Origin of the sequence: Streptomyces sp. HUAS ZL42 (genome assembly GCF_040782645.1) — a bacterium.
In the GTDB taxonomy this organism is placed as follows: Bacteria; Actinomycetota; Actinomycetes; order Streptomycetales; family Streptomycetaceae; genus Streptomyces.
Map to the genome: position 1 here is coordinate 7,811,960 of NZ_CP160403.1, position 23,449 is coordinate 7,835,408.

Annotated in this window: 15 protein-coding genes and 1 tRNA gene; 13 read left to right on the plus strand and 3 right to left on the minus strand. The window is 72.7% G+C overall.

The annotated features are described in order from the left end of the window. Positions 1 to 8 precede the first annotated feature (8 nt). Genes ABZO29_RS35625 through ABZO29_RS35670 form a run of 10 tightly spaced genes read left to right on the plus strand, consistent with a single transcriptional unit; the run spans position 9 to position 14,367 of the window. A complete protein-coding gene (locus ABZO29_RS35625; protein WP_367324313.1) occupies positions 9 to 374 on the plus strand; it encodes a hypothetical protein in 366 nt (121 codons plus the stop codon). Next, positions 367 to 1,506 (plus strand): hypothetical protein, encoded by a 1,140-nt coding sequence (locus ABZO29_RS35630; RefSeq protein ID WP_367324314.1) that lies wholly within the window; start codon positions 367 to 369, stop codon positions 1,504 to 1,506. The genes ABZO29_RS35625 and ABZO29_RS35630 overlap by 8 nt, the downstream gene beginning before the upstream one ends. 38 nt (positions 1,507 to 1,544) lie before the next feature. Beyond that, positions 1,545 to 2,081: a phage baseplate assembly protein V gene (locus tag ABZO29_RS35635; protein WP_367324315.1), complete on the plus strand. Its 537-nt coding sequence runs from the start codon at positions 1,545 to 1,547 to the stop codon at positions 2,079 to 2,081. Positions 2,082 to 2,097: 16 nt separating this feature from the next. Beyond that, complete coding sequence (locus ABZO29_RS35640; protein WP_367324316.1) at positions 2,098 to 2,433, plus strand: hypothetical protein; 336 nt, start codon at positions 2,098 to 2,100, stop codon at positions 2,431 to 2,433. A 20-nt stretch (positions 2,434 to 2,453) separates the two neighbouring features. Next, on the plus strand, positions 2,454 to 2,873 hold the full coding sequence (locus ABZO29_RS35645; RefSeq protein WP_367324317.1) for a GPW/gp25 family protein: 420 nt from the start codon (positions 2,454 to 2,456) through the stop codon (positions 2,871 to 2,873). After that, on the plus strand, positions 2,870 to 6,001 hold the full coding sequence (locus ABZO29_RS35650) for a putative baseplate assembly protein (protein WP_367324318.1): 3,132 nt from the start codon (positions 2,870 to 2,872) through the stop codon (positions 5,999 to 6,001). Before ABZO29_RS35645 ends, ABZO29_RS35650 begins: the two co-directional genes overlap by 4 nt. Next, on the plus strand, positions 5,998 to 9,735 hold the full coding sequence (locus tag ABZO29_RS35655; protein WP_367324319.1) for a putative baseplate assembly protein: 3,738 nt from the start codon (positions 5,998 to 6,000) through the stop codon (positions 9,733 to 9,735). The genes ABZO29_RS35650 and ABZO29_RS35655 overlap by 4 nt, the downstream gene beginning before the upstream one ends. Continuing rightward, a complete protein-coding gene (locus ABZO29_RS35660; protein WP_367324320.1) occupies positions 9,735 to 11,876 on the plus strand; it encodes a hypothetical protein in 2,142 nt (713 codons plus the stop codon). The genes ABZO29_RS35655 and ABZO29_RS35660 overlap by 1 nt, the downstream gene beginning before the upstream one ends. 53 nt (positions 11,877 to 11,929) lie before the next feature. Further along, positions 11,930 to 13,480 (plus strand): DUF6519 domain-containing protein, encoded by a 1,551-nt coding sequence (locus ABZO29_RS35665; protein WP_367324321.1) that lies wholly within the window; start codon positions 11,930 to 11,932, stop codon positions 13,478 to 13,480. Continuing rightward, positions 13,480 to 14,367 (plus strand): peptidoglycan-binding protein, encoded by an 888-nt coding sequence (locus ABZO29_RS35670; protein ID WP_367324322.1) that lies wholly within the window; start codon positions 13,480 to 13,482, stop codon positions 14,365 to 14,367. The genes ABZO29_RS35665 and ABZO29_RS35670 overlap by 1 nt, the downstream gene beginning before the upstream one ends. A 28-nt stretch (positions 14,368 to 14,395) precedes the next feature. Here the strand turns inward: ABZO29_RS35670 and ABZO29_RS35675 are convergent, their stop codons facing one another. From ABZO29_RS35675 to ABZO29_RS35685, 3 genes are all read right to left on the minus strand, one after another. Then, positions 14,396 to 15,775 carry a M1 family metallopeptidase gene (locus tag ABZO29_RS35675; protein ID WP_367324323.1) on the minus strand — a complete coding sequence of 460 codons (1,380 nt, stop codon included), beginning with the start codon at positions 15,773 to 15,775 and terminating at the stop codon, positions 14,396 to 14,398. Between the two features lie 266 nt (positions 15,776 to 16,041). Continuing rightward, positions 16,042 to 19,896 (minus strand): Pls/PosA family non-ribosomal peptide synthetase, encoded by a 3,855-nt coding sequence (locus tag ABZO29_RS35680; RefSeq protein WP_367324324.1) that lies wholly within the window; start codon positions 19,894 to 19,896, stop codon positions 16,042 to 16,044. 532 nt (positions 19,897 to 20,428) lie between these two features. Continuing rightward, positions 20,429 to 20,516 (minus strand) — tRNA-Leu (locus tag ABZO29_RS35685). A 204-nt stretch (positions 20,517 to 20,720) separates the two neighbouring features. Here ABZO29_RS35685 and ABZO29_RS35690 point away from each other — a divergent pair. From ABZO29_RS35690 to ABZO29_RS35700, 3 genes are all read left to right on the plus strand, one after another. Continuing rightward, positions 20,721 to 22,046, plus strand: coding sequence for a M20/M25/M40 family metallo-hydrolase (locus ABZO29_RS35690; RefSeq protein ID WP_367324325.1), 1,326 nt, complete (start codon positions 20,721 to 20,723; stop codon positions 22,044 to 22,046). A 174-nt stretch (positions 22,047 to 22,220) separates the two neighbouring features. Next, the gene (gene chpH, locus ABZO29_RS35695; RefSeq protein ID WP_367324326.1) at positions 22,221 to 22,454 is read left to right on the plus strand and encodes a chaplin ChpH; all 234 of its coding nucleotides are present in this window, start codon (positions 22,221 to 22,223) and stop codon (positions 22,452 to 22,454) included. 141 nt (positions 22,455 to 22,595) lie between these two features. Beyond that, a complete protein-coding gene (locus tag ABZO29_RS35700) occupies positions 22,596 to 23,426 on the plus strand; it encodes a chaplin (RefSeq protein WP_367324327.1) in 831 nt (276 codons plus the stop codon). Positions 23,427 to 23,449 lie beyond the last annotated feature (23 nt).

Genomic DNA, 23,449 nt, shown 5'->3' on the forward strand with positions numbered 1-23,449 from the left:
AGCACACCATGGCCGACATCGAGCCTTACGAGAGCGCACTCGACGCCATACCCGGCGCCCATCCCTATCCGCGCACCAGCCGGTACCACGACGCCGAGATCGGCGTGCACCGCCGGCCCGACGGAACCGAAGTCCGGTACACCAAGCGGCGGTTGCTGCCCCCGCTGGAGGAGCAGGAGACGCAGGAGCATGTCGTCGGCGGCGGCGAGCGGCCCGATCTGCTCGCCCAGCGGTACTTCGGCGACCCCGGGCAGTGGTGGCAGATCGCCGACGCCAACCCGGTGGTCGATCCACGCGAGTTGACCGACGAGGCGGGGCGCGTCATCGGGATTCCGCTCGCCGGCGGGTTCCCGCGGGAGGACCGGCGTGTTTGACCTGCCCGTGGGGCAGGGCCCCGTCCACATCACGCTCCTCATGGGGCCCAAGCTCGCCCGGCCGGTCCCGGCCGAGGTGACCGAGGCGCTGCTGTCCGCCCAGATCACCGCCACCGCGGGGGAGCGCAGCGGCTTCCAGCTCGCCTTCGACCTCACCAAGAACGGGCTCATCAACCGGCGCCTCCTGCCGGAGGGGTTCTTCGACCCCAAGACCCGGCTCGTCGTCACCGTCGCGGTCAAGGGCACTCCCGACGTGCTCTTCGACGGGCTGATCGTCCGTCAGGAGGTCGGCGCCAGCAACCACCCCGGCCACTCCACGCTGACCGTCACCGGCGAGGACCTCACCCTCCTCATGGACCTCGAGGAGCGCACCGCGCGTTACCCGAACCTCCCGCCCTCCGAGCGCGTGCTCGCCATCCTGCGCCGCTACTCCGACTACGGCATCCGGCCCGACGTCTACCACGAAAAGGTCACCCAGCCACCCCACCAGGACCTCCGCGTCCACTACCAGACCGGCACCGACCTCCAGTACCTCACCGAGCTGGCCCGCGCCAACGGCTACACCTTCTACCTGGAACCCGGTCCCAACCCCGGCCAGTCCTCGGCCCGTTGGGGACCGGAGGTCCGCCTCGGCATCCGGCAGCACGCCCTCAACGTCAACATGGACTCCAACTCCACCGTCGACCAGCTGACGTTCGCCTACGACGGGACGGCCCGCGAGGAGCCGCAGGCCCGCTGGCAGGACCCGGGGACACGGCAGTCGACGCTGCTGCCGCAGCCGCCGATCAGCCCCCTGCGCCCGCCCCTCGGCAGACGGCCGACCCCGGCCCTCAAGCGCAGGACCCTCACCGGCACCGCCAAGCAGCAACGCGAGCAGGCCGAGGCGGAACTGCTCGCACGGGCCGCCGTGTCCGCCGACGTCGTCTCCGGCTCCGGCTCCCTCGACGTCAACCGGCACGGCTACATCCTCCAGCCGCGGCAACTGGTGGGCGTACGCGGCGCGGGACGCGCCTACGACGGCGATTACTACGTCAAGTCCGTCACGCACATGCTGCGCCCGGGCTCGTTCCAGCAGAACTTCACCCTCTCCCGCGAGGGCCTCGAAGCCCGCAGCGACTACGTCCGGCCGTAACGACCCAGCACCACCCACCAACCAGGAGCACCCCAACCATGGCGGCACCCAGCAATCGCTACCTCGGCAAGTTCCGCGGCCGGGTGGTGGACAACAACGACCCGCTGCGCATCGGCCGCATCACGGTCGAGGTCCCCGACGTCCTCGGTGAGACGCCGTCCACCTGGGCGCTGCCCTGCCTGCCGTTCACCGGGCCGCAGTCCGGTCAGTTCGTGGTGCCGCCGCCCGGGGCCGGCGTGTGGGTGGAGTTCGAGCAGGGGGACCCGAGCTTCCCGGTGTGGACCGGCTGCTGGTACGGCGCCGCCGACGAACTGCCGCCCGACGCGCGCCGCGAGCTCCAGGCGAACTCGCCGAACAAACCGGTCGTCGTGCAGACACCGCAGAACCACAAGATCGTGCTGAACGACACCGCCGGAGCCGAGCAGGGAATCCTGCTCCAGGCCCAGGGCGGCGCGTACATCCGCATCACCGAGGAGGCCGTGGTCATCGCCAGCGGCGCGGGTGCCGAAGTCATCGTGCGCGGCGAGGAAGTGACCATCAACAAAGGCCAGTTGACCGTTCTCTCCAAGCGATAACAACCGGGGGAAGAAGTTGTCCGGGAGTCTGTTGGACGCGGGCGCCGTGATCGGCTGCCCGCACGGCGGCCGTGCCACCGCCACCACTCCACCCTCAGGCGGCGTACGCGTCGCGGGCGCCGCCGTCGCCACGGCCGCGCACGGCTACGTCGTCACCGGCTGCCCGCACACCGTCGACGGTGTGCCCTCGCCGTGCGTCTCGGTCCGCTGGACCGCCGACGGTACCGGCGTCACGGTCGACGGCGCAGCCGTGCTGCTCGACACGTCCGCGGCCCAGTGCCTCACCGCGGCCTTCGTCCCGCAGGGGCCGCCCGTGGTCCAGGCCGCGCAGCGAAAGGTCATTGTCCGATGAGCCGCCGAACGAGCCACCAGATGAGTTCACGCACCCGCCCGCGCACCGACATCGCCTTCCCCTTCCGCGCCGACCGCCGGGGGCGCACCGCCCTCCCCCACTCTCGACTTCGCTCGAGCGGGGGGACCCCCATCGCCCACGGCGAGCACGTCCACGACCTGATCGAGCAGCTGCTGTTCACCAGCCCCGGCGAACGCGTCATGCGCCCCGACTTCGGCTGCGGACTGCTCGACCTGGTCTTCGCCCCGAACAGCCCCGAGCTCATCAGCACCCTCGAGCTCTCCGTGCAGGCCGCGCTGCAGCGCTGGCTCGGTGAGCTGATCGAGGTGGTCGCGCTCGACATCGACAGCGAGGAGAACGCCGTCAGCGTCCACCTGTCGTACGTGGTCCGCGCCACCGGCACCGTCCGCGAGGACGTCTTCGAAGGGAGGGCGGCATGACCGCCGCGACCACCCGCCGGGCCAAGGTGCGGGCCGCGCAGCTGGGCGGGATCGACGCCGTCGAGGTCGCCGACGACGGACTGCTGCTCACCGTCACCTTTCTCGGCAAGGCCCCGCACGGCCTCGGCCCGGAGAACGTCCGTATCGACGGCGGCCGCCGCGTCACCGGCATCGCCGCCGTCGAGGTCAGCGTGGAGCGCGAGGAGGACCCCGAGCTCGACGACCGGCTCTACGTCACCCTCGACCGGGCCGGCGACACCTCCCGCTACCGGCTCTCGCTCGTCGAGACCGATCCGTACGGCCGCCCCGGCACCGAGCCGTTCCGCGGCTTCGACCAGCGCTATCACAGCGCGTCCTTCTCCTTCCGGCCCGACTGCCCGACCCCCTTCGACTGCAAGGACGAGCCTCCCCAGGAGGCGGACTTCCCGGACGCGCCGGTCGTCGACTACACGGCCCGTGACTACGACACCATCCGCAAGCTGCTCCTCGACCGGCTCGCCCTCACCACCCCCGACTGGGTGGAGCGCAACCCCGCGGACCTCGGCATCACCCTGGTCGAACTCCTCGCCCACACCGGCGACCAGATCAGCTACCACCAGGACGCCGTCGCCACCGAGGCCTACCTCGACACCGCCCGCCGCCGTGTCTCCGTACGCCGCCACGTCCGGCTGATCGACTACGCGATGCACGACGGCTGCACGGCCCGCGCGTACGTCACCGTCCAGACCGCGGACGACCACACGCTGGCCCCGGGCACCTACCGCTTCGCCTCCGTCGACGTGCGCTCCCTCGACCCGCACGACCGCCCCGAACCCGGCACGGTGATCGACGAGAACGACCTCGCCGACCTCGACGAACGCGGCTCGGTGGAGGTCTTCGAACCGGTCGTCGCCGCCGACCCTCTGGAGCTGCGGGTCGCGCACAACGCGATCCGCCTGTGGACCTGGGGCGGCGAGGTGTGCGCCCTGCCCAAGGGCGCCACCTCGGCCACCCTGCGCGACGAGTGGCGCGACCCGGAGACCTGCCGGGACCGTCGACTCGACCTCAGGCCGGGTGACCTGCTGATCCTGGAGGAGGTCAGGGGCCCGCGTACCGGCACCCCCGGCGACGCCGACCCGGCCCACCGTCAGGCCGTACGCCTGACCTCCGTCACCCCGGCCGTCGACCGGATCGAGGACCAGCCGGTCGTGGAGGTCACCTGGGAGACCGAGGACGCACTGCGCTTCCCGCTCTGCCTCACGACCCGCGGCGGCCGCGACTGCCTGCCCGTGGAGGACGTGACCCTCGCCCGCGGCAACGTCGTCCTCGTCGACCACGGCCGCTCCCTGACCGGGCTCCCCGAGACGGTCACCGTCCCGCAGGTGCCGGCCGTCGTCGCGCCGTGCGACCCTCCCCCAGCCTCCGGCCGGGGGTACCCCCGTCTCGCTTCGCTCGCCTTCGGCTGCCACGACCGAGCCGAGGGCAACGCACCCGCCCGGCTGATCAACTCGCTCACGGACAAGGCGGAGAGCGGAGAAGCCCTCGTACCCGACGACGTCCGCGAGCTGTTCGAGGTGGTGGGTGAGGCAGCCACGGTACGCGCCGGAATCGGCCTGGAGCGGGCCGGGCAGCGGCACGAACGCGTGGTGCCCGGCACGGCGTACGCGCAGGCCACCGCCCTGCGGACACTGCTCGCGCAGTCCGTCTACCCGGGCATCCTGCCCCGCTTCCGGCCGCTGCTCGGCCGGTCACCGGTCGTGCAGGCGGTGCCGTTCCCCGAGACGGGGACCGTGGCCGCCGGGCAGGCCGAACGGATCGCCGCCATTCCGGGGCGGGTACGGCAGCGGCTGGTCGAGCTGTGGCGCAGCGCCCGCGACCGCGACGGGCTCGGCGAGGAGGAGGTCGCCGAACTTGCCCTGATCTACGGCCTGAACATCCTCGAACGGCTCGAACTCCGCCGCCACCCCGCCCGCGCCCTGCGTGAACTCCTGCACCGCAGCGACCGGTTGCTCGACGCCAAGCTGCGCCGCGTCGAGATCCTCACGGCACGGGCCCGCGCGGGCACGGTCCTCGACGGGCACATCGCCTGGGAGATCGCGCACAGCTGGGGCCCGGCGTACGCGGCCGGACTCCACCCCGACGAACCCGTCCTGCGCGGCTCGGCGACCGCCGCGCTCACCCAGGACCCGCGCCGGGCGCTGCCCGCCGTCCGCGTCCAGGACGGTGACGTCGTCTGGGAGCCGCGCCGCGACCTGCTTGACAGCGGCTCCCGCGACCGGCACTTCGTCGGCGAGCTCGAGGACGACGGCCGCCTCGCCCTGCGCTTCGGCGACGGCGGGCACGGCGCGAAGCCGACCCCGGGCGCCCGACTCGCCCTGCACTACCGGCTGGGCGGCGGCCTCGCCGGCAACGTCGGTGCGGAGGCCGTCAACCACCTGGTGATCCAGGCCGACTGCGACCACCCGCCCGCCGCCGTGGTCCGCAACCCGCTGCCGGCGGTCGGCGGCACGGATCCCGAACCCGTCGAGCAGGCCCGCCAGTTGGCCCCCCTGGACCTCCGCCGCACCCGCCTCCGCGCCGTGACCGCCGACGACTACGCGGCCCTCGCCTCCGCCCTGCCGGGAGTGCAGCGGGCCGCCGCCTCGCTCCGCTGGACCGGCAGCGTCCAGGAGGCACACGTCGCGATCGACGCGTACGGCACCGGCGCCCCGCCCCAGGAGCTGCTCGACCAGGTCGCGCAGTCCCTGGAGGCGTACCGGCGCATCGGCCACGACCTCGTGGTCGGGCCCGCCCGCCTGGTGCCCCTCGACATCGCGCTGACCGTGTGTGCCCTGCCCGGACATCAGCACGGGCAGATCCTGGCCGAGCTGTACCGCGTGCTCGGCAGCGGCCGGCAGGGCTTCTTCCGCCCCGACGCGCTGACCTTCGGCGAGCCGGTCCGGCTCAGCCGTCTGGTCGCCGTCGCCGCGGCCGTCCCCGGAGTGGAGAGCGTCCAGGTCACGAGGCTGCGGCGGCTGTTCGAACAGGATCGAGGAGAGAGGGAGGACGGCGTGCTGCGGCTCGGCCCGCTGGAGATCGCCACCTGCGACAACGACCCCGACCGGCCGGAGAACGGCCTGCTGGCGATATCCCTGGGAGGTGCCCGATGAACGCCGTGGACGCATGCACCTGCGGCGGCGCCTGCCGCGGCGGTCACGACGAGCGCCTCGCGCCCGCCCCCCTGCACAACCCGCCCGGCCGCACCGCCCTCGACTACCGCGTCGGCGAGTACGGCTCCTTCCTGGCCGCCCTCCTCGACCGGCTCGCCTCACCGGCGTACCCGGCCCTGAACGGCCTCACGGTGCGCACCCCGGACGATCCGGCGATCGGCCTGCTGGACGCCACCGCCGTCCTCGGCGACCTGCTCACCTTCCACTCGGAGCGGATCGCCGACGAGGCATACATCCGCACCGCCAACGAGCACCGCTCCCTGGTCCTGCTCGGCCGGCTGGTCGGTCACCGGCCGCGCCCCGGCGTCGCCGCCACCACCCATCTGGCGTACACCCTGGAGCGCGACCCGCGCGCCGAGGCCCTGCCGGTCCTCGTCCCGCGCGGCGCGCGCAGCCACAGCGTGCCCGCCTCCGCCGACGAGCAGTCGCTGACCTTCGAGACCAGCCGGGACCTGACGGCCCGCTGGGACTGGAACGAGCTGAAGGTCCGCAGGCGCCGGCCGTCCCTCGTCACCCCCGAGGACCTGGAGCGCCGCTCCGAACTGTTCGTCGAGGGGACCGCGAACTCCCTCCAGGCCGGGGACCAGCTCCTCTTCGTCTTCGGTGAACAGGGGGGCGGGGTACGGAAGTTGCTGCCGGTCGCCCGGACACGCATCGACCGCGACGACGAGATCACCGCGATCTCCCTGCCCAAGTCGGCCCCGCCCACGCTGAAGGAGCTCGTCGACGAGGTACGGCGCTGGACCGCCGAACCCGCCACGCCCGGGGAGCCGGGCGACGAGCCGCCCACGCCTCAGGTGCCGAACCCGCGCCCGGTCAGCCGCCTGATCGAGGACTTCGAGGACCAGGTCCTCGCCCCGCTGCGGGCGGACCTGGACGGAATCAGGACCCCCGGGCGGCTCGCGGCACGCCTCGCCGAACCCGTCGCCCGCCTCGGCGAGGCGCAGGTCCTGGCCGAGCCCTACGAGGAGGTGGCGGCCTGGTTCGAGCAGCTGGAGGCGGTGCTCGCGGAACTCGCCGAACGCGCACTGGAGCTGGCCCCCGCGCAGACGGTGCAACCGGTCCGGAAGCGGGCGACCGCCGCCGACCCCCGCGCCGCCGCTCTCCAGGCCCTGGGCACCGTCCTCCCGGCCCTGCACACCTCCGCCCCCGCCCCGCGCGGCGGCGGGCGCACCCAGCGCCCCGGCACCGACACCGCCCGCCTCCTCTCCGCCCTCGACCCGGGGCTCGGCACCCTCTACCCGGCCTGGCGCACGGCCGCCGCCCCCGGCACCCCGCAGCTTCTGCGCGAGCTGCTCGCGATGCGGGTCACCGCGGCCCCCTTCGGCGCCACCGCCCCGCTCAAGCCGGTCCAGGACGACCGCGGCCGGGTCATCCGCACCGCGGACTGGCCCCTGACGGGAGCCGTGCTGGTCACCCTGCGCGTGGTGTACGACACCGCGGGCAGGGTCCCGGTCCGGGCGGAGTTCCAGTACGTCGAGGGCAGCAGCTCCGACCAGCGGGCCGAGAACCTGCCCGCCACCCAGCAGGTCAGCTTCCGGCTCGGCTCGGGCTGGGTCGACCTGTCGACCCGCTCGGGCCAGGACCGCGACCTGAGCTGGCTCACCCGACGCCCCACCGACTCGCAGGAGCCCGGCGTCACCGCCCGCCTCCGCGACGGCCTGCCCGCCCGCAACCTGTTCGTGTCCCGGCCGGACGACGACGGCCTGGTCCACGTGGGCATCCACAACGGCACGGCTCAGGAGATCCCCCTGCGGCCCGGCACGAACGAGCAGTTCACCCACGGCGAGTACGAGGTGAGCCTGCGCTACACCGTCGGCAGCGCCGAGCCCAACGTCGAGATCGTCATCGCCTCCAAGCCCGAGCCCGTCAACCGGCAGGTGCTGCAACTGGACACCGTGCACGACGGCATCACCGTGGGCAGCTGGGTGGCCGTCCAGCGCCCCGCCAAGGGCGCCGGGGTCCCGGGCGACGCCAAGCTGGCCTTCGTCACCACCCAGGTGGTGGCCGCGCGTACGGCGGCATACACCAACTACGGCATCACCGGCCGCGGCACCGAACTCACCCTCGCCGACTCCTGGCTGGACGAGTTCGACGTGCTGCTCTCGCACATCCGCGACACCACCGTGCACGCGGCGGGCGAGCCGCTGCGCCTGGCGGACGAGCCGCTGGGCGAGGACGTGCACGGCAACGAGATCGAACTCGCCGAGCTGTACGACGGGTTGCGCCCCGGACGTACGCTCGTCGTCACCGGTGAGCGAAGCGACATCCCGGGCGACATCGCCGCCACCGAGGTCGTGACGATCGCCGGCGCGGACCCGGCCGTGGACCCTCAACTGCCCGGCGACCACGTGCACACCCGTCTGACCCTGACCGCCGGCCTCGCCCACCGCTACCGCCGCGAGACCGTCCGCATCCTCGGCAACGTCGTCGAGGCCACCCACGGCGAGAGCCGCGAGGAGGCCATCGGCAGCGGCGACTCGGACCGCACCAACCAGACGTTCGCACTGTGGCAGTCCCCGCTCACCTGGCTCGCCGACGACAACCCCCTCGGCGCCACGCCCGTCCTCGAGCTCCGGGTCGACGGCGTGCTCTGGCACGAGGTCGACAGCCTCGCCGGACGCGGCCCGCAGGACCGCGTCTACATCACCGGCTCCACCGCCGACGGCCGTACGACGGTGACCTTCGGCGACGGCGTGCACGGCGCCCGGCTGCCCAGCGGCCACGAGAACGTCCGCGCCCGCTACCGGTTCGGCACCGGCAGGGCCGCCAACGTCGCCGCCGAACGCGTCACCCAGCCCCTCACCCGCCCGCTCGGCGTCACCGCGGTCACCAACCCGCGCCCGGCGACCGGCGGTTCGGACGCGGACGGCCCCGGCCTGACCCGCCGTACGATCCCGCTCGCCGTCTCCGCCCTGGACCGGCTGGTCTCCCCGTCCGACTACGAGGACTTCGCCCGCTCCCGCGCCGGCATCGGCCGGGCCGCCGCGCGCGAACTCTTCGACGGGCGGCGGCGCGTGGTCCATGTGACGGTCGCCGGCACGGACGACGTCCCCATCGGCGAGGAGACCTTGCGACCCCTGCGGGCGGCACTCACCGAGTACGGCGACCCGGGCCTCCCGGTCCGTGCCGACGCACGCGAACTGGTCCTGCTGCTCGTCGCCGCCAAGGTGAAGACGGCACCCGATCACGCCTGGGAGATCGTGGCACCGAGGCTCCGCCAGGCCCTGCTGCGCCGGCTCGGCTACGAGGGCCGGGAGCTGGGCCGGCCGGCCCGCCTCTCCGAGCTGCTGGCCACGGCCCACACCGTGCCCGGCGTCGACCATGTGGACGTCGACGTCTTCACCGGCGTCCCCGCGTCCGCGACCCCGGACGAGTTGACCAAGCTGCTCGCCGATCCCGGCCCGCCCCGGCCGAGCGTGCCCGCGCATCCGGCGACGTACGACGAGCAGACCCACACCGTCCGCGCCGCCAACGGCGAGACGCTGTCGGCGATCTGCGCCCGCTACGGCATTCCGCTCGCCGAACTCCTGCGCCTCAACCCCGACATCACCGACACACAGCGGCTTCCCAAGGGCCGGTCGGTGTTCGTCTTCCGCGGCATCCGCCCCGCCCAGCTCGCCCTGCTGTCGCCGAGGGCGGCGGACACCCTGATTCTGACGGAGGTCAAGTGATGTCTCCGGACGTCAAATTCGATACAGCAAGTTCGGTGACGTCCCGGGAACCCGACGGCCTCGCCGCGCTGCTGCCCCGCTGGCACCTTCTGCGCGACGCGGAGGAGGGCGAACCGCTGCGCGCGCTGCTCGCGGTGATCGCCGAGCAGCTCGACCGCGTCCGCGACGGTGTTCAGCAGGGCTACGAGGACCTGTTCGTGGAGACGGCGGCCCCCTGGGTGCTGCCGTACCTCGGCGACCTGGTCGGCTATCGCACCCTGCCGGGCTACGAACGCGTCCTCACGGCCGGCCTGCACGACGGCGGACACGAAGCCCTCGCCGAGGCCATCGCCCCGCGCCGGGACGTGGCGGCGACCGTCGCCAACCGGCGACGCAAGGGGACCCTGCACCTGCTGGAGGAGATCTCCGAGCAGGTGGCGGGCTGGCCCGCCCGGGCCGTCGAACTGTCGCGCCTGGTCGCGCACAACCAGTCGGTGAAGCTCGCGAGGGGCTCGGAGCGGGGCCGCCTCCTCGACCTCCGGGACGGCTCCGCGCTCGCCCTCGCCGGCGGACCCTTCGACGGGACCGCCCGGACGGTCGACGTACGCCGCGCGAACTCGGCGCGCAGGCAAGGTGGTTGGACCCCCGCCGGAGTCGGCCTCTTCGTCTGGCGGCTGAAGGCGCACTCCCTCACCTCCTCCCCGGCGTACTGCATCGACCGCGCCCGCAACCTGTACACCTTCTCCATCCTCGGCAACGACAGCCCCCTGGTCACCAAACCGGTCCCGGAGCCGTCGCCCACACACATCGCCGCCGTCGACAACGTGCCCGCGTTCATCACCCGCCGACTGCTGCACGACCGGCTGCTGGACTACTACGGCCCCGGCAAGAGCTTCGTCGTCCGGCGCGACGGCGAGGACAAACCCGTACCGCCGTCCGACATCGTGGTCGCCGACCTCTCCGACTGGCGCTACCGGCCCAAGCGGGGCCAGGTCGCCGTCGACCCGGAGCTCGGGCGGATCGCCTTCGGCTCGCGGTCGGCGCCCCGGCAGGGCGTGTGGGTGGACTACCACTACGCGTTCGGCGCCGACATGGGCGGCGGCGAGTACGACCGGCCCGACCGCGTCGAACGCCCCGACGCCGCCTTCTACCGGGTGGGACCGGGACAGCCGTACCGCCAGATCATGGACGCCTACCGGGCCTGGCAGCACGACCGGCGGGCCGACCGCACCGGCCCGGACGGCATCATCGAGATCACCCACAGCGGCGCCTACCAGGAGCAGCTCGACTTCGACCTCGACCCGGGCGACCGGCTGGAGCTGCGGGCCGCCGAGGGGACCCGGCCGGTGATCCGGCTCCTCGACTGGTACAGCAACCGGCCCGACGCCCTCAACGTCCGTGCCGTGTCGGAGGACTGCGCCCCGCACGAGCGGCCGCGGCTCGTCCTCGACGGACTCCTCGTCGCCGGGCGCGGCATCAACGTCACCGGCCCGATGGGGGCGGTCGTCCTGCGGCACAGCACCCTCGTCCCCGGCTGGTCCCTGGAGCCCGAGTGCGAGCCGCACTCGCCGGAGGAACCCAGCATCGTCCTGGAACGCACCACCGCCTGCCTGCAGATCGAGCACAGCATCCTCGGCACGATCGAGGTCATCGGCGACGAGGTGAGCGAGGACCCCCTCGCCATCCATCTCCGCGACAGCGTCCTGGACGCCACCGGCCACGACCGCGAGGCCCTGTCCGCCCCGGACTGCCGGCACGCCCACGCCGTGCTCCATCTGCACCGGACGACCGTCATCGGCGAGGTGCACACGCACGCCGTGGAGATCGCCGAGAACTCGATCTTCACGGGGAGGCTCCACGTAGCCCGGCGCGGCATCGGCTGCCTGCGCTACTCGTACGTCCCCGCAGGGTCGCGCACGCCTCGCAGGCACCGATGCCTCTCCCACCCGCGCCCGTTGTTCACCTCCGAGCGCTACGGGACGCCCTGGTACTGCCAGTCGGCGGACCCCTGCCCGGAACAGATCCGGCGCGGCGCGGACGACGGCGCCGAGATGGGCGCCTTCCACGACCTGTACCGGCCGCAGCGCGAGGACGGTCTGCGCGCGCGCCTCGCGGAGTACACGCCCGCCGGCGCGGACGCCGGGATCTTCTTCGTGACGTGAGCCGCACCCGCCGCCGACCTTCGAAAACTCTCTGAACCAGGGGGACCCCCTTCATGCACGCCGACCTCTCCCGCCTCACCTTCCGCCCGGAGCGGCACTACTCCGCGGTCATCGCCCAGCAGGGCCGCGTCCAGCTCGACGCCGACACCAACGAGCAGACGGCGATCCAGCTCCACCAGACCCGCACCCTCGCGGCCGACCTCATCGGCCGGTACGGCGGGCCGCGCGAGGCCGCGGGCTTCCGCATCGACTACGTGGGCGGCAAGCACGACATCGACACTCTGATCATCCACGGCGGCCGCTACTACGTCGACGGCATCCTGCTCGACGCCTCCCGTCCCGCCCCCGGCACGCCCGTCCCCGACGAGGACGCCGAAGAGCAGGACACCACGGCCCCGCCCGCGAACTGGACGTACTGGGACCAGCCCGACGGCTTCCGCGACCCGGAGAAGCCGGGCGACCGGCTGCCCTCGCCCGCGCAGTCGCCGTTCGTGGTCTACCTGAAGGTGTGGGAGCGCGCCGTGTCCGCCGCCGAGGACCCGCTGCTGCGCGAGGTCGCCCTCGGTGCGGCGATGCCGGACACCGCCGCCCGCGTCAAGGTCGTCTGGCAGGTTCTGCCGCTGTCCCTGGCCCAGCTGGCGATCGAGGAGACCAACCCGTCGAAGGACATCGTCCGCGCCGCGTTCGACAAGTGGGCCGAACGCCAGTCGGCTTCCTCCGCCCGCCTCGCCGCCCGCAGCGAACGGCCCGAGCACGCCGACGAGGACCCGTGCCTGGTCAAGCCGGACGCCCGCTACCGGGGACCCGAGAACCAGCTGTACCGCGTCGAGGTCCACGCCGGCGGCGAGGCGAAGGACGCCACCTTCAAATGGTCCCGCGAGAACGGCTCGGTGGTTTTCCCGGTCGACGAACTCGACGGCACCTGGGTGCAGTTGGCGTCCCTCGGCCACGACGACAAGCTGGACCTCGACGTCGGCGACCTCGTGGAGTTCACCGACACCGCCTGCGCCTCGCGCCTCGAGCCCCTGCCGCTGCTGCGGGTCGAGGAACTCGACCTGCCGGGCCGCCGTGTCCGCCTGTCCGCCGAACCCGGGCCGGGCGTCGGACGGCTGCCGCACCTGAACCCGTTCCTGCGCCGCTGGGACCACCACGAGGGGCCGAAGCGCAAGGGCCGTACCACTTCGCTGAAGGGCGGTGCCGTACCCGTCGAGGAAGGGGAATGGCTGCCCCTGGAGGACGGTGTCGAGGTCTACTTCGCCAAGGGCGGCGGCTATCGCACCGGCGACCACTGGATCATCCCCGCCCGCACCGCCACCGGCAGCGTCGAATGGCCGGCGGATCCGGCCCGGCGCCCGCTGCTCCAGGCCCCCTCCGGCATCGTCCGCAGCTACGCCCCGCTCGCCCTGGTCAAGGGCGAGGGCGGCACCGTCGACCTGCGCCTCGCCTTCACCGCCCTGGCCAGCGGCATCCCGGCCGCGGACGAGGCGACCCTCGCCGCGGAGGCACAGGCCCGCAGGCAGGAGGAGGCGGCCGAGGCCGACCCCTCCGGCGGGCGGTCGCAGACCACAGCAGAAGCGGAGGCCACCGTGGAAGGAGACAAGTGATGGCGAAGCCGATCGGCGCGTCCAAGATGGTGGAACTCCTGCGCGCGGAGGGCCTGACGGTCCACGAGGTCCGCAGCTGGCGCACCCACAACCGCAACAGCAAGGGCCCCTGGGGCCCGCTCAACGGCGTGATGATCCACCACACCGTCAGCTCCGGCACCGCCGCCTCCGTCGACATCTGCTACGACGGCTACTCCGGCCTGCCCGGGCCGCTGTGCCACGGCGTCATCGACAAGAAGGGCGAGATCCACCTCGTCGGCAACGGCCGCGCCAACCACGCCGGGCTCGGCGACAGCGACGTCCTGCGCGCCGTGATCAACGAGACGAGGCTGCCGCCCGACAACGAGGCCGACACGGACGGCAACCGGCACTTCTACGGCTTCGAGTGCATCAACCTCGGCGACGGCAAGGACCCCTGGCCCGAGGCGCAGAAAGAAGCCATCGAGAAGGTCGCCGCCGCCATCTGCCGCCACCACGGCTGGAGCGAGCGGTCCGTCATCGGCCACAAGGAGTGGCAGCCGGGCAAGCAGGACCCGCGCGGCTTCACGATGGACAGCATGCGCAAGCGGATAGCCGAGCGGCTGGCCGGCAAGGGCCAGGGAGGCAAGGACCCCGACCCCAAGCCCGCGCCCAAGCCGACGTACGAGCCCTTCCCGGGCAGTGGCTTCTTCCACATCGGCCAGAACTCCCCGATCATCACCGCCATGGGTCGCCGGCTCGTCGCCGAGGGCTGCGGCCGCTACGAGGAGGGCCCCAGCCCGGAATGGACCGAGGCCGACCGCAAGTCGTACGCGGCCTGGCAGCACAAGCTCGGCTTCAAGGGCAAGGACGCCGACGGCATCCCGGGCAAGGCGAGTTGGGACAGGCTGAAGGTGCCGCACAGCTGACCGGCCGGGCGGCCCGCCCCCGTGTCGCCTACGCCGGGTCGGCGTTGGTGGGCGGATAGGCGGGCCGCGCCGGGATCCGGGCGTCCGGTGCGGGCAGCGGAGGCAGCTTCGGCTCGTACAGCCACGCCCTGAACAGGTCCTCCAGCGGCTCGGGCGCGAACCGCGCCACATGCGCGGTGAAGGCGTGGGTGGTCACCGCGCCGCCACGGTGCAGTCCGGCCCAGCCGCGCAGCACGCGGAAGAACAGGTCGTCGCCCAGCGCGCAGCGCACCGCGTGCACGGCGAGCCCGCCCCGCTCGTACAGCCGGTCGTCGAACATCGACTTCCGCCCCGGATCGGCCAGCCGCAGATCCTGCGGCAGCGAGGACAGCAACCGGTGGGCGGCGGCCGCCAGTTGCTGCGCGGTGCGCCCGCCCGACCGCTCCGACCACAGCCACTCCGCGTACTTGGCGAACCCCTCGTTCAGCCAGATGTGCCGCCAGTCGGCGATGGACACACTGTTGCCGAACCACTGGTGCGCCAGCTCGTGCGCCACCAGCCGCTCCGAACCCCGCGCCCCGTCCACGTGGTTGGCGCCGAACAACGACAACCCCTGTGCCTCGACGGGCACATCGAGCTCCTCCTCCGTGACGACGACCGCGTACTCGTCGAACGGGTACGGCCCGAAAAGCTCCTGGAAAAGGTCCATCATCGCGGGCTGCCGCGCGAAGTCCCGGGAGAACTCCGGGAGCAGATGCGCCGGAATGTGCCCGTGCTGCGGAACGCCGCCCGGCCCGGGGTCGCCGAGCAGCACCGTCTGGTACTTGCCGATCGACAGCCCCACCAGATAGCTCGACGTCGGCGCGGACTGCTCGTACACCCAGGTCGTCGTACTCGCCCTGGTCGTACGGGTCAGCAGACGGCCGCCCGCCACCACGGCGTACGCCGACGGCGTGGTGATCGAGATCTGGTACGACGCCTTGTCGGCGGGCCGGTCGTTGCACGGGTACCAGGACGGCGCCCCGATCGGCTGGCTCGCCACCAGCGCCCCGTCCGCCAGCTCCTCCCAGCCGAGCCCGCCCCAGGGGCTGTTCACCGGCTTGGGGTTGCCGGACCAGTGCACCTCGACGGTGAAGGCGGCTCCGGCCCGGATCGGCTTGGCCGGGCGGATGCGCAGCCGCCCGCCCCGGTGGGTGTAGTGCGGCTGCCGGCCGTCCACCCGCACCCGGCCGATCTTGAAGTCGGCCAGGTTCAGCTGGAACTCGTTGAGCGCCGAGCGTCCCGCTATGGCGTTGATCCGGGCCGTGCCCGACAGCCGGTTCGGGCCGGGTCGGTAGTCCAGCGCGAGCTCGTAGCGGTGCACCCGGTAGCGGGGATCACCGTTGGCCGGGAAGTACGGGTCCGGACCCATTGCCTGCTGAACTGCCACTGCCGCGTCCGCTCCCTGCGCTGTGCTGCCACTCCGTACCGCCGGTGCACCGCCCGCCGGTTCCGAGCCAAGGGGGTGCCTCATGGATCTTGCCGGGGTCGCGGGGTCTGGCACGCACATCTGCGGCGTTGTCGTCGGTTGCCGACGCTCCGCGTCGACGCCCTCCTCCGCCTTGCAGCTGCACGCACCAGACCCCGCTCGGCCCAGTTGATCAGGTGCCGTCACTCGTGTCCGGCCTGATCCAAGAGACACCCCCTAGCCCGCGCTCAGGGACGCCATGCCTCGATCGGGTTGCCGAGCCAACGGGTGTCGTCGGGGACGGACTCCGCGGCCATGACGAGCGACGCGGGACCCAGTGTCGTACGGGCCCCGATCGTGCTGCCGGGCAGCACGATCCCGCCAGGACCCAGCGTCGCGCCCTCACGGAGGACCACAGTATCCGTCCGCAAGATCCGGTCGTGGAAGAGGTGGGTCTGCAGCACACAGCCCCGGTTCACGGTCGCCGCGTCCTCCAGCGTCACCAGGTCGGTCTCGGGCAGCCAGTAGCTCTCCACCCAGACACCCCGGCCGATCCGGGCGCCCAGGCCGCGCAGCCACGCGGTCGTCAGCGGCGTACCCGGCACCGAGCCGGCCAGCCAGGGCACGGCCACGACCTCGACGAAGGTGTCCGCCAGCTCGTTGCGCCACACGAACCCGCTCCACAGCGGATGCTCCCCGCTGCGGTGCCGGCCCACGAGCAGCCACTTCGCGACGATCGAGACGACAGCAGCGGCCGCTCCCGCCCCGAGCAGCACAAGACCCGACAGCAGCGGCGCCCAGGCACCCAGTGCGCACAGCGCCGCCACCGTCAGCACGGCCAGCGCCGCCGAGCACAGCACCGGCACGATCCGGCACAGCTCCACCAGACCACGCGCCCACAGCAGCCGCGCGGGCGGTTCGTACGTCCGGCTCTGGTCTCCGCCGGCCGCACTGCGCGGCAGCTTCACCGGCGGCAGCCCCAGGTAAGAGGTTCCCTTTTTGGCCTTCTTCGGCGTCGCGGACAGCACGCCGACCAGTCCGCCGTCCGGCACGGTCCGCCCCGGCGCGGTCATCCCCGAGTTGCCGAGGAAGGCCCGCCGCCCGATCTCCGCGCGCCCGATCCGCACCCAGCCGCCGCCCAGCTCGTACGGCGCGGTCAGCGTGTCGTCGGCGAGGAACGCGCCCTCACCCACCGTGGTCAGGCTGGGCAGCGCGAGCACCGTCGACACCTCGGCGCCCCGCCCGACCCGCATCCCGAGCAGCCGCAGCCACACCGGCGTGACCAGCCCGGCGTACAGCGGGAACAACGTCTCCCGCGAGCGGTCCATCAGCTGCGTGACGGTCCACGCCTGCCAGCCGATCCGGCTGTGCGTCGGATGGATGCCCTCGCGCAGACCCAGGCTCAGCAGCCGTACGGCGATCAGCAGCAGCAGCGCGTACGCCAGCCCGTAGGCGAGCGTGGCCGGTACGAGGGCGAGGGCCGCACCCCGCAGAGGTGCGCCCGGCGTGATGAAGGCGTGCGCCACGAGGAGCGCCGCCCCGGCCGCCAGGAGCGGCAGCGCGGTCAGGGCGAAGCCCGTCATGCCGTACATCGCCCGCCAGTACGCGCCCCGCGGCGGGCGTTCCTTGGGCCAGTTGCGCTTGGCTTTGCCGAGCTTGACCGCGGGCGCCCCCGCCCAGCGCTGACCGGTGGGAATCTGCCCGGTGACGGCCGAACCCGGCGCCACCTCGGCCCGCTTGCCCACCCGTGCCCCGGGGAAGAGCATGCTGCGCGTGCCGACGACGGCGTGCGCGCCCACCTTCACCGGGCCGATCTCCAGCCGGTCGCCGTCCAGCCAGTACCCGGACAGGTCGACCTCGGACTCGACGGCGGCGCCCCGGCCCAGCTTGAGCATGCCGGTGACCGGCGGCAGCGAGTGCAGGTCGACGTCCTGGCCGACCTTGGCGCCCAGGGCCCGCGCGTACCGCTCCAGCCAGGACCCGGTCAGCGAGGTCGCCCCGCTGAACTCGGCCAGCCGCTCGGCCGTCCAGAGACGGAGGTGGACACCGCCGCCGCGCGCGTACCGGCCGGGCTGCACCCCGCGCAGCAGCAGGCGTGCCCCGCCCGCCGCGATCGCGAGCCGTCCCGGCGGGCTGAAGAACAGCGCCGCCCCGGCCACGACGAGCCACCACGGGCCCGCCGGCAGCCAGGTGTACGCGGGCAGCACGTTTCCGAGCGCGGCCAGGACGACCGTCCAGCGCAGGCCGAGCAGCGTGAACAGCGGGACCAGAAGCAGCAGTTGGATCAGCTTGGCGCGCGTCGGCACCGGGGCGATCGTGCGCCGGGCGTTGTCGTCCTGCGCGGACTCCTCCAGACGGCGGGCCAGCTTGCGCAGGGTGGGCTGCTGGTAGATGTCGAGGACGGCCGCGCTCGGGTAACGGGTGCGCAGCCGGGTGGTGAGCTGGGCGGCGGCCAGGCTGCCGCCGCCGATCGCGAAGAAGTCGTCGCCGGCGCCGGTGACCGGGATGCCGAGGACCGCCGCCCACTGCTCGGCGAGCCAGGCCTCGGTGCCGTAGAGCTGTTCCGTCCTTCCGCCGGTCTCCAGCCCCTCCAGTGGCCACGGCAGGGCGCCCCGGTCGACCTTGCCGGAGGTGCGAGTGGGCAGCTCGGCAACCGGTGCGAGCAGCGGGACGAGCGCGGCGGGCAGTTCCGCGCGCAGCTTCTCCACGGCCGCCGCGTGGTCCCAGCCGTCCTGGGTGACGACGTAGCCGACGAGGAGCTGGTTGCCGCTGCGGGCCGTACGCACGGCGGCGGCCGCGCCCGCGACACCGGGCAGCGCCTGCAGCGCCGCGTCCACCTCACCGAGCTCGATACGGCGCCCGCCCAGCTTGATCTGCTCGTCGGCCCGCCCGCGGAAGACCAGCCCCTCGGGATCCGCCTTGACGAGGTCACCGCTGCGGTACGCCCGCTCCCAACCCAGCGACTCCAGCGGCGCGTACTTCTCCGCGTCCTTCTCGGCGTCCAGGTACCGGGCGAGCCCGACCCCGCCGATCACCAACTGCCCGCTGCCGCCCATCGGCACGGGCTCCCCGGCCTCGTCGACGACGGCAAGCTCCCAGCCGTTCAGCGGCAGCCCGATCCGGATCGGCTCCTCGCCGGTCATCAGCGCGGCACAGGCCACGACGGTCGCCTCGGTCGGCCCGTACGTGTTCCAGACCTCCCGCCCCTCCGTCACCAGCCGCTGTGCCAGCTCCGGTGGGCAGGCCTCGCCGCCGAAGATCAGCAGCCGTACGTCGTTGAGGGTCTCCGGCTCCCACAGCGCCGCCAGCGTCGGCACCGTCGAGACGACGGTGATCTCCTGCTCGACCAGCCAGGGGCCGAGGTCGGCGCCGCTGCGGACCTGCGAGCGGGGGACCGGCACCAGACAGGCGCCGTAGCGCCACGCCAGCCACATCTCCTCGCAGGACGCGTCGAACGCCACGGACAGCCCCGCCATGACCCGGTCGCCGGGCCCGATCGGCTCGTCCGTGAGGAACAGCGCGGCCTCCGCGTCCACGAACGCGGCGGCGCTGCGATGACTGACGGCCACGCCCTTGGGTTTCCCGGTGGAGCCGGAGGTGAAGATGATCCAGGCGTCGTGCTCGGTGCCGGGGCGGGCGGCGCGGGCGTCGGACGTGCCGTGGACGGCGATCTCGTGCTCGGCGCCGACGACGGCCCGTACGTCCGCCTCCCCGAAGACCAGCTCGGCGCGCTCGTCGGGATCCTCGGCGTCCACGGGCACATAGGCGGCACCGGCCGCGAGGACGGCCAGGATCGCCACGTACAGGTCGTTGGTGCCGGACGGGACGCGGATGCCGACGCGGTCGCCGAGGCCGACCCCGGCGGCGGCCAGACGGCGGCGCAGCCGCTCCACCTCGACGGCCAGCGCACGGTAGGTGAGGCGGGTCGTGCCGTCGTCCAGGGCGAGCTCGTCCGGGTACGACCGCACGGACGCGTCGAAGACGTCGACGAGCGTGCGCGAGGAGGAGGCGGGGCCTCCGGAGAAACGTGCCGTGTCGCCGAACCGTTCGCGGATCTCTTCCTCGAGCAGGCCGAGAGCGCTGCCCTCGTGTATGGCTGCCATCCGGTCCTCGCGTCTCGATCCCGGAAGCCTCCGGGGCGCTGGCGGGCCCGCAGGTCTGCCTGGGGTTGTCCGGCTCCAGCTCCGTAACAAGCCGGAAATATTAGTACGACGCTAGGCTTTGGGCCCCTTCCCGACCATTGGGGAGGGCCGTTCGGGTGACGGTAGGTGAGGGGAGAAGCGCCTGTGACCTGGGCATACGTGGCGTGGGGAGAGATGGCCCACATAACGGGCCGCGGGGGCCCGCCCGTTGTGCGGGCGGGGCGGCCGCAGGCGGCGTGCGCAGGCCGCCCCGGCGCCTTGTGACGTGGCGTCAGGTCGCGTGTGCCTTGTTCGCGTCCCGGTGTGGGCGGCCCGTCCGCCGGGGGATCGGCCAGGGGTCCGCGCGGACGCTTCGCGCCACTCCTGGGAGCCCTGGGGGTCCTGGGGGTGTGATCCAGCCGTACCGCGGCCGAGAGCCGGCCCCGCCGCCGCCCGGGCGCGGGCCCCACGGCCCCGAAAAGCAAGAAACCCCTGATCGACAGGGGTTTCGCGCTGGTGTCCGAGGGGGGACTTGAACCCCCACGCCCGATAAAGGGCACTAGCACCTCAAGCTAGCGCGTCTGCCATTCCGCCACCCGGACAAGGTGTCTGTCGTGCGCGGTTTCCCCCGCAGCGACGACGTAAACATTACCAGGCTTTCCGGGGTGGCCGATCACAGGAGCCGGCCGCCGCATCCCGCCCCGGGCGTGAACGGCGTGTGACGGGCCAGGACCGCTCTTGGGGCCGGGCGGGGGTGCGAGGGAGGATGAGGGGAACCACCAGCAGTGACGGCGAGAGGAAGCAGCGTGAGCGACACGGGCACGGCCAGGAGCGTCACCGGCGAGGACGAGGTCGTGGACCTCTGCCGCGAGCTGATCCGGATCGACACCAGCAACTACGGCGACCACTCGGGCCCCGGCGAGCGCAAGGCCGCCGAGTACGTCGCCGAGAAGCTGGCCGAGGTGGGGCTCGAACCGCAGATCCTCGAGTCGCACCAGGGCCGAGCCTCCACCGTGGCCCGCATCGAGGGCGAGGACCCCTCCCGGCCCGCGCTGCTCATCCACGGTCACACCGACGTCGTACCGGCCAATGCCGCCGACTGGACCCACCACCCCTTCTCCGGCGAGATCGCGGACGGGTGCGTGTGGGGCCGGGGCGCCGTCGACATGAAGGACATGGACGCGATGACCCTCGCGGTCGTACGGGACCGGCTGCGCAGCGGGCGCAAACCGCCGCGAGACATCGTGCTCGCGTTCCTGGCCGACGAGGAGGCGGGCGGCACGTACGGCGCCCGGCACCTCGTCGACAACCACCCCGACCTCTTCGAGGGCGTCACCGAGGCGATCGGCGAGGTCGGCGGCTTCTCCTTCACCGTCAACGAGAAGCTGCGGCTCTACCTCGTGGAGACCGCCCAGAAGGGCATGCACTGGATGCGGCTCACCGTGGACGGCACCGCAGGCCACGGCTCGATGACCAACGACGACAACGCCATCACCGAACTGTGCGAGGCCGTCGGACGGCTCGGCCGGCACAAGTGGCCGGTGCGGGTCACCAAGACCGTGCGGTCCTTCCTCGACGAGCTCTCCGACGCGCTCGGCACCGAACTCGACCCCGAGAACATGGACGAGACCCTCGCCAAGCTCGGCGGCATCGCCAAGATGGTCGGCGCGACCCTGCGCAACTCGGCGGCGCCCACCATGCTCGGCGCCGGCTACAAGGTCAACGTCATCCCCGGCCAGGCCACCGCCCACGTCGACGGGCGCTTCCTGCCCGGTTACGAGGAGGAGTTCCTCGCCGACCTCGACCGCATCCTCGGCCCGCGCGTCAGGCGCGAGGACGTGCACGGCGACAAGGCCCTGGAGACCGACTTCGACGGCCGGCTCGTCGACGCCATGCAGAGCGCGCTGAGCGCCGAGGACCCGATCGCCCGTGCCGTGCCGTACATGCTCTCCGGCGGCACCGACGCCAAGTCCTTCGACGATCTCGGCATCCGCTGCTTCGGCTTCGCGCCGCTGCGGCTGCCGCCGGAGCTGGACTTCGCGGGCATGTTCCACGGGGTCGACGAGCGGGTGCCGGTGGAGGGTCTGAAGTTCGGCGTGCGGGTCCTCGACCGGTTCATCGACGCGTCCTGAGTTGTTCAGCCGTCCCGAATTCGCCCGCTGAAACGACACTCCAACAATCGCCTGCCTGTGCGGAGTTGACTGGGAAGAGTGAATGGGACGATACGTTCGTAGCCTCAATAGTTCCTCCTCGTTACTGATGATGTGATCCGCTGCATGGGGTCGCATTGCCAACAAGGAGGAATAATGATCAAGAAGGTCGTCGCCGCTGCGGCTGCCACCGGTGGCCTCGTTCTCGCGGGCGCGGGCCTTGCCGTTGCGGACGCCGGTGCCCAGGGCGCCGCGGTGCACTCCCCGGGTGTCGCGTCCGGCAACGTCGTACAGGTGCCCGTTCACGTCCCGGTGAACGTCTGCGGCAACACGGTCTCCGTGATCGGGCTGCTGAACCCCGCCTTCGGTAACACCTGCGTCAACCAGTGACGGCGGCCCTCTGAGGGCCGTTCACGCCGTCGGCTTCGGAGTGCCTGTTATGCGCTTCGGAGCCGACCGGCCTTTTCGGGGCCATCGAGTTTTCGGGCCCATTGAGATTTCGGGACAAGGTCGAAGGCAGGGAATTCAGCAATGCGACAGGTCACCCGTAAGGGCCTGATGACCGTGGCGGCCGCGACCGGCGTGCTTGCCGCCGCGGGTGGTGCCGCCCACGCCGACTCGGTTGCGAGCGGCTCCACTTCGAACTCGCCCGGCGTGCTGTCGGGCAACACGGTGCAGGTGCCGGTGCATGTGCCGGTGAACGTCTGCGGCAACACGGTCAACGTCGTCGGGATCCTCAACCCGGCGGTGGGCAACACATGCGTCAACCAGGGCGGTGGCAGCGGTTCGTCCGCCGGGCACGGCGGTGCCTCGGCCGGCGGGCACGCCAGTGACTCACCCGGCGTCGCCTCCGGCAACCACGTCCAGGTGCCGATCGACGTGCCGGTGAACGTCTGCGGCAACAGCGTCGACGTCATCGGGATCGGCAACTCCACCTCGGGCAACGACTGCGCAAACGGCGGCGGCCTCCACAACAACCCGCCGGGCGGCGGTGGCGGGAACAACCCGCCCGGACAGCCGGGCAACCCGGGCAATCCCGGTAACCCCGGTAACCCCGGTAACCCCGGTAACCCCGGTAACCCCGGTAACCCTGGCACGCCGGGCAACCCCGGTACGCCGGGCAACCCCGGTACGCCGGGCACTCCGGGTGTCCCCGGTACGCCGCCCGCCGCGGGTGGCCAGACGCCCGGCGGCTCCTCGCACGTCAACCAGCCCGGCGCCCAGTCGGCCGGCCAGCCCCGGGGTGCCGCGCAGCTCGCCCACACGGGCAGTGACCTGCCGCTGGGCCTCGCCCTGCCGGCGAGCGCGGGGGCGCTGCTGGCGGGCGCGGTCCTCTACCGCAAGGCCCGAGCCTCGGCATAAGGCTCATCGAAGCAGCACGGAGC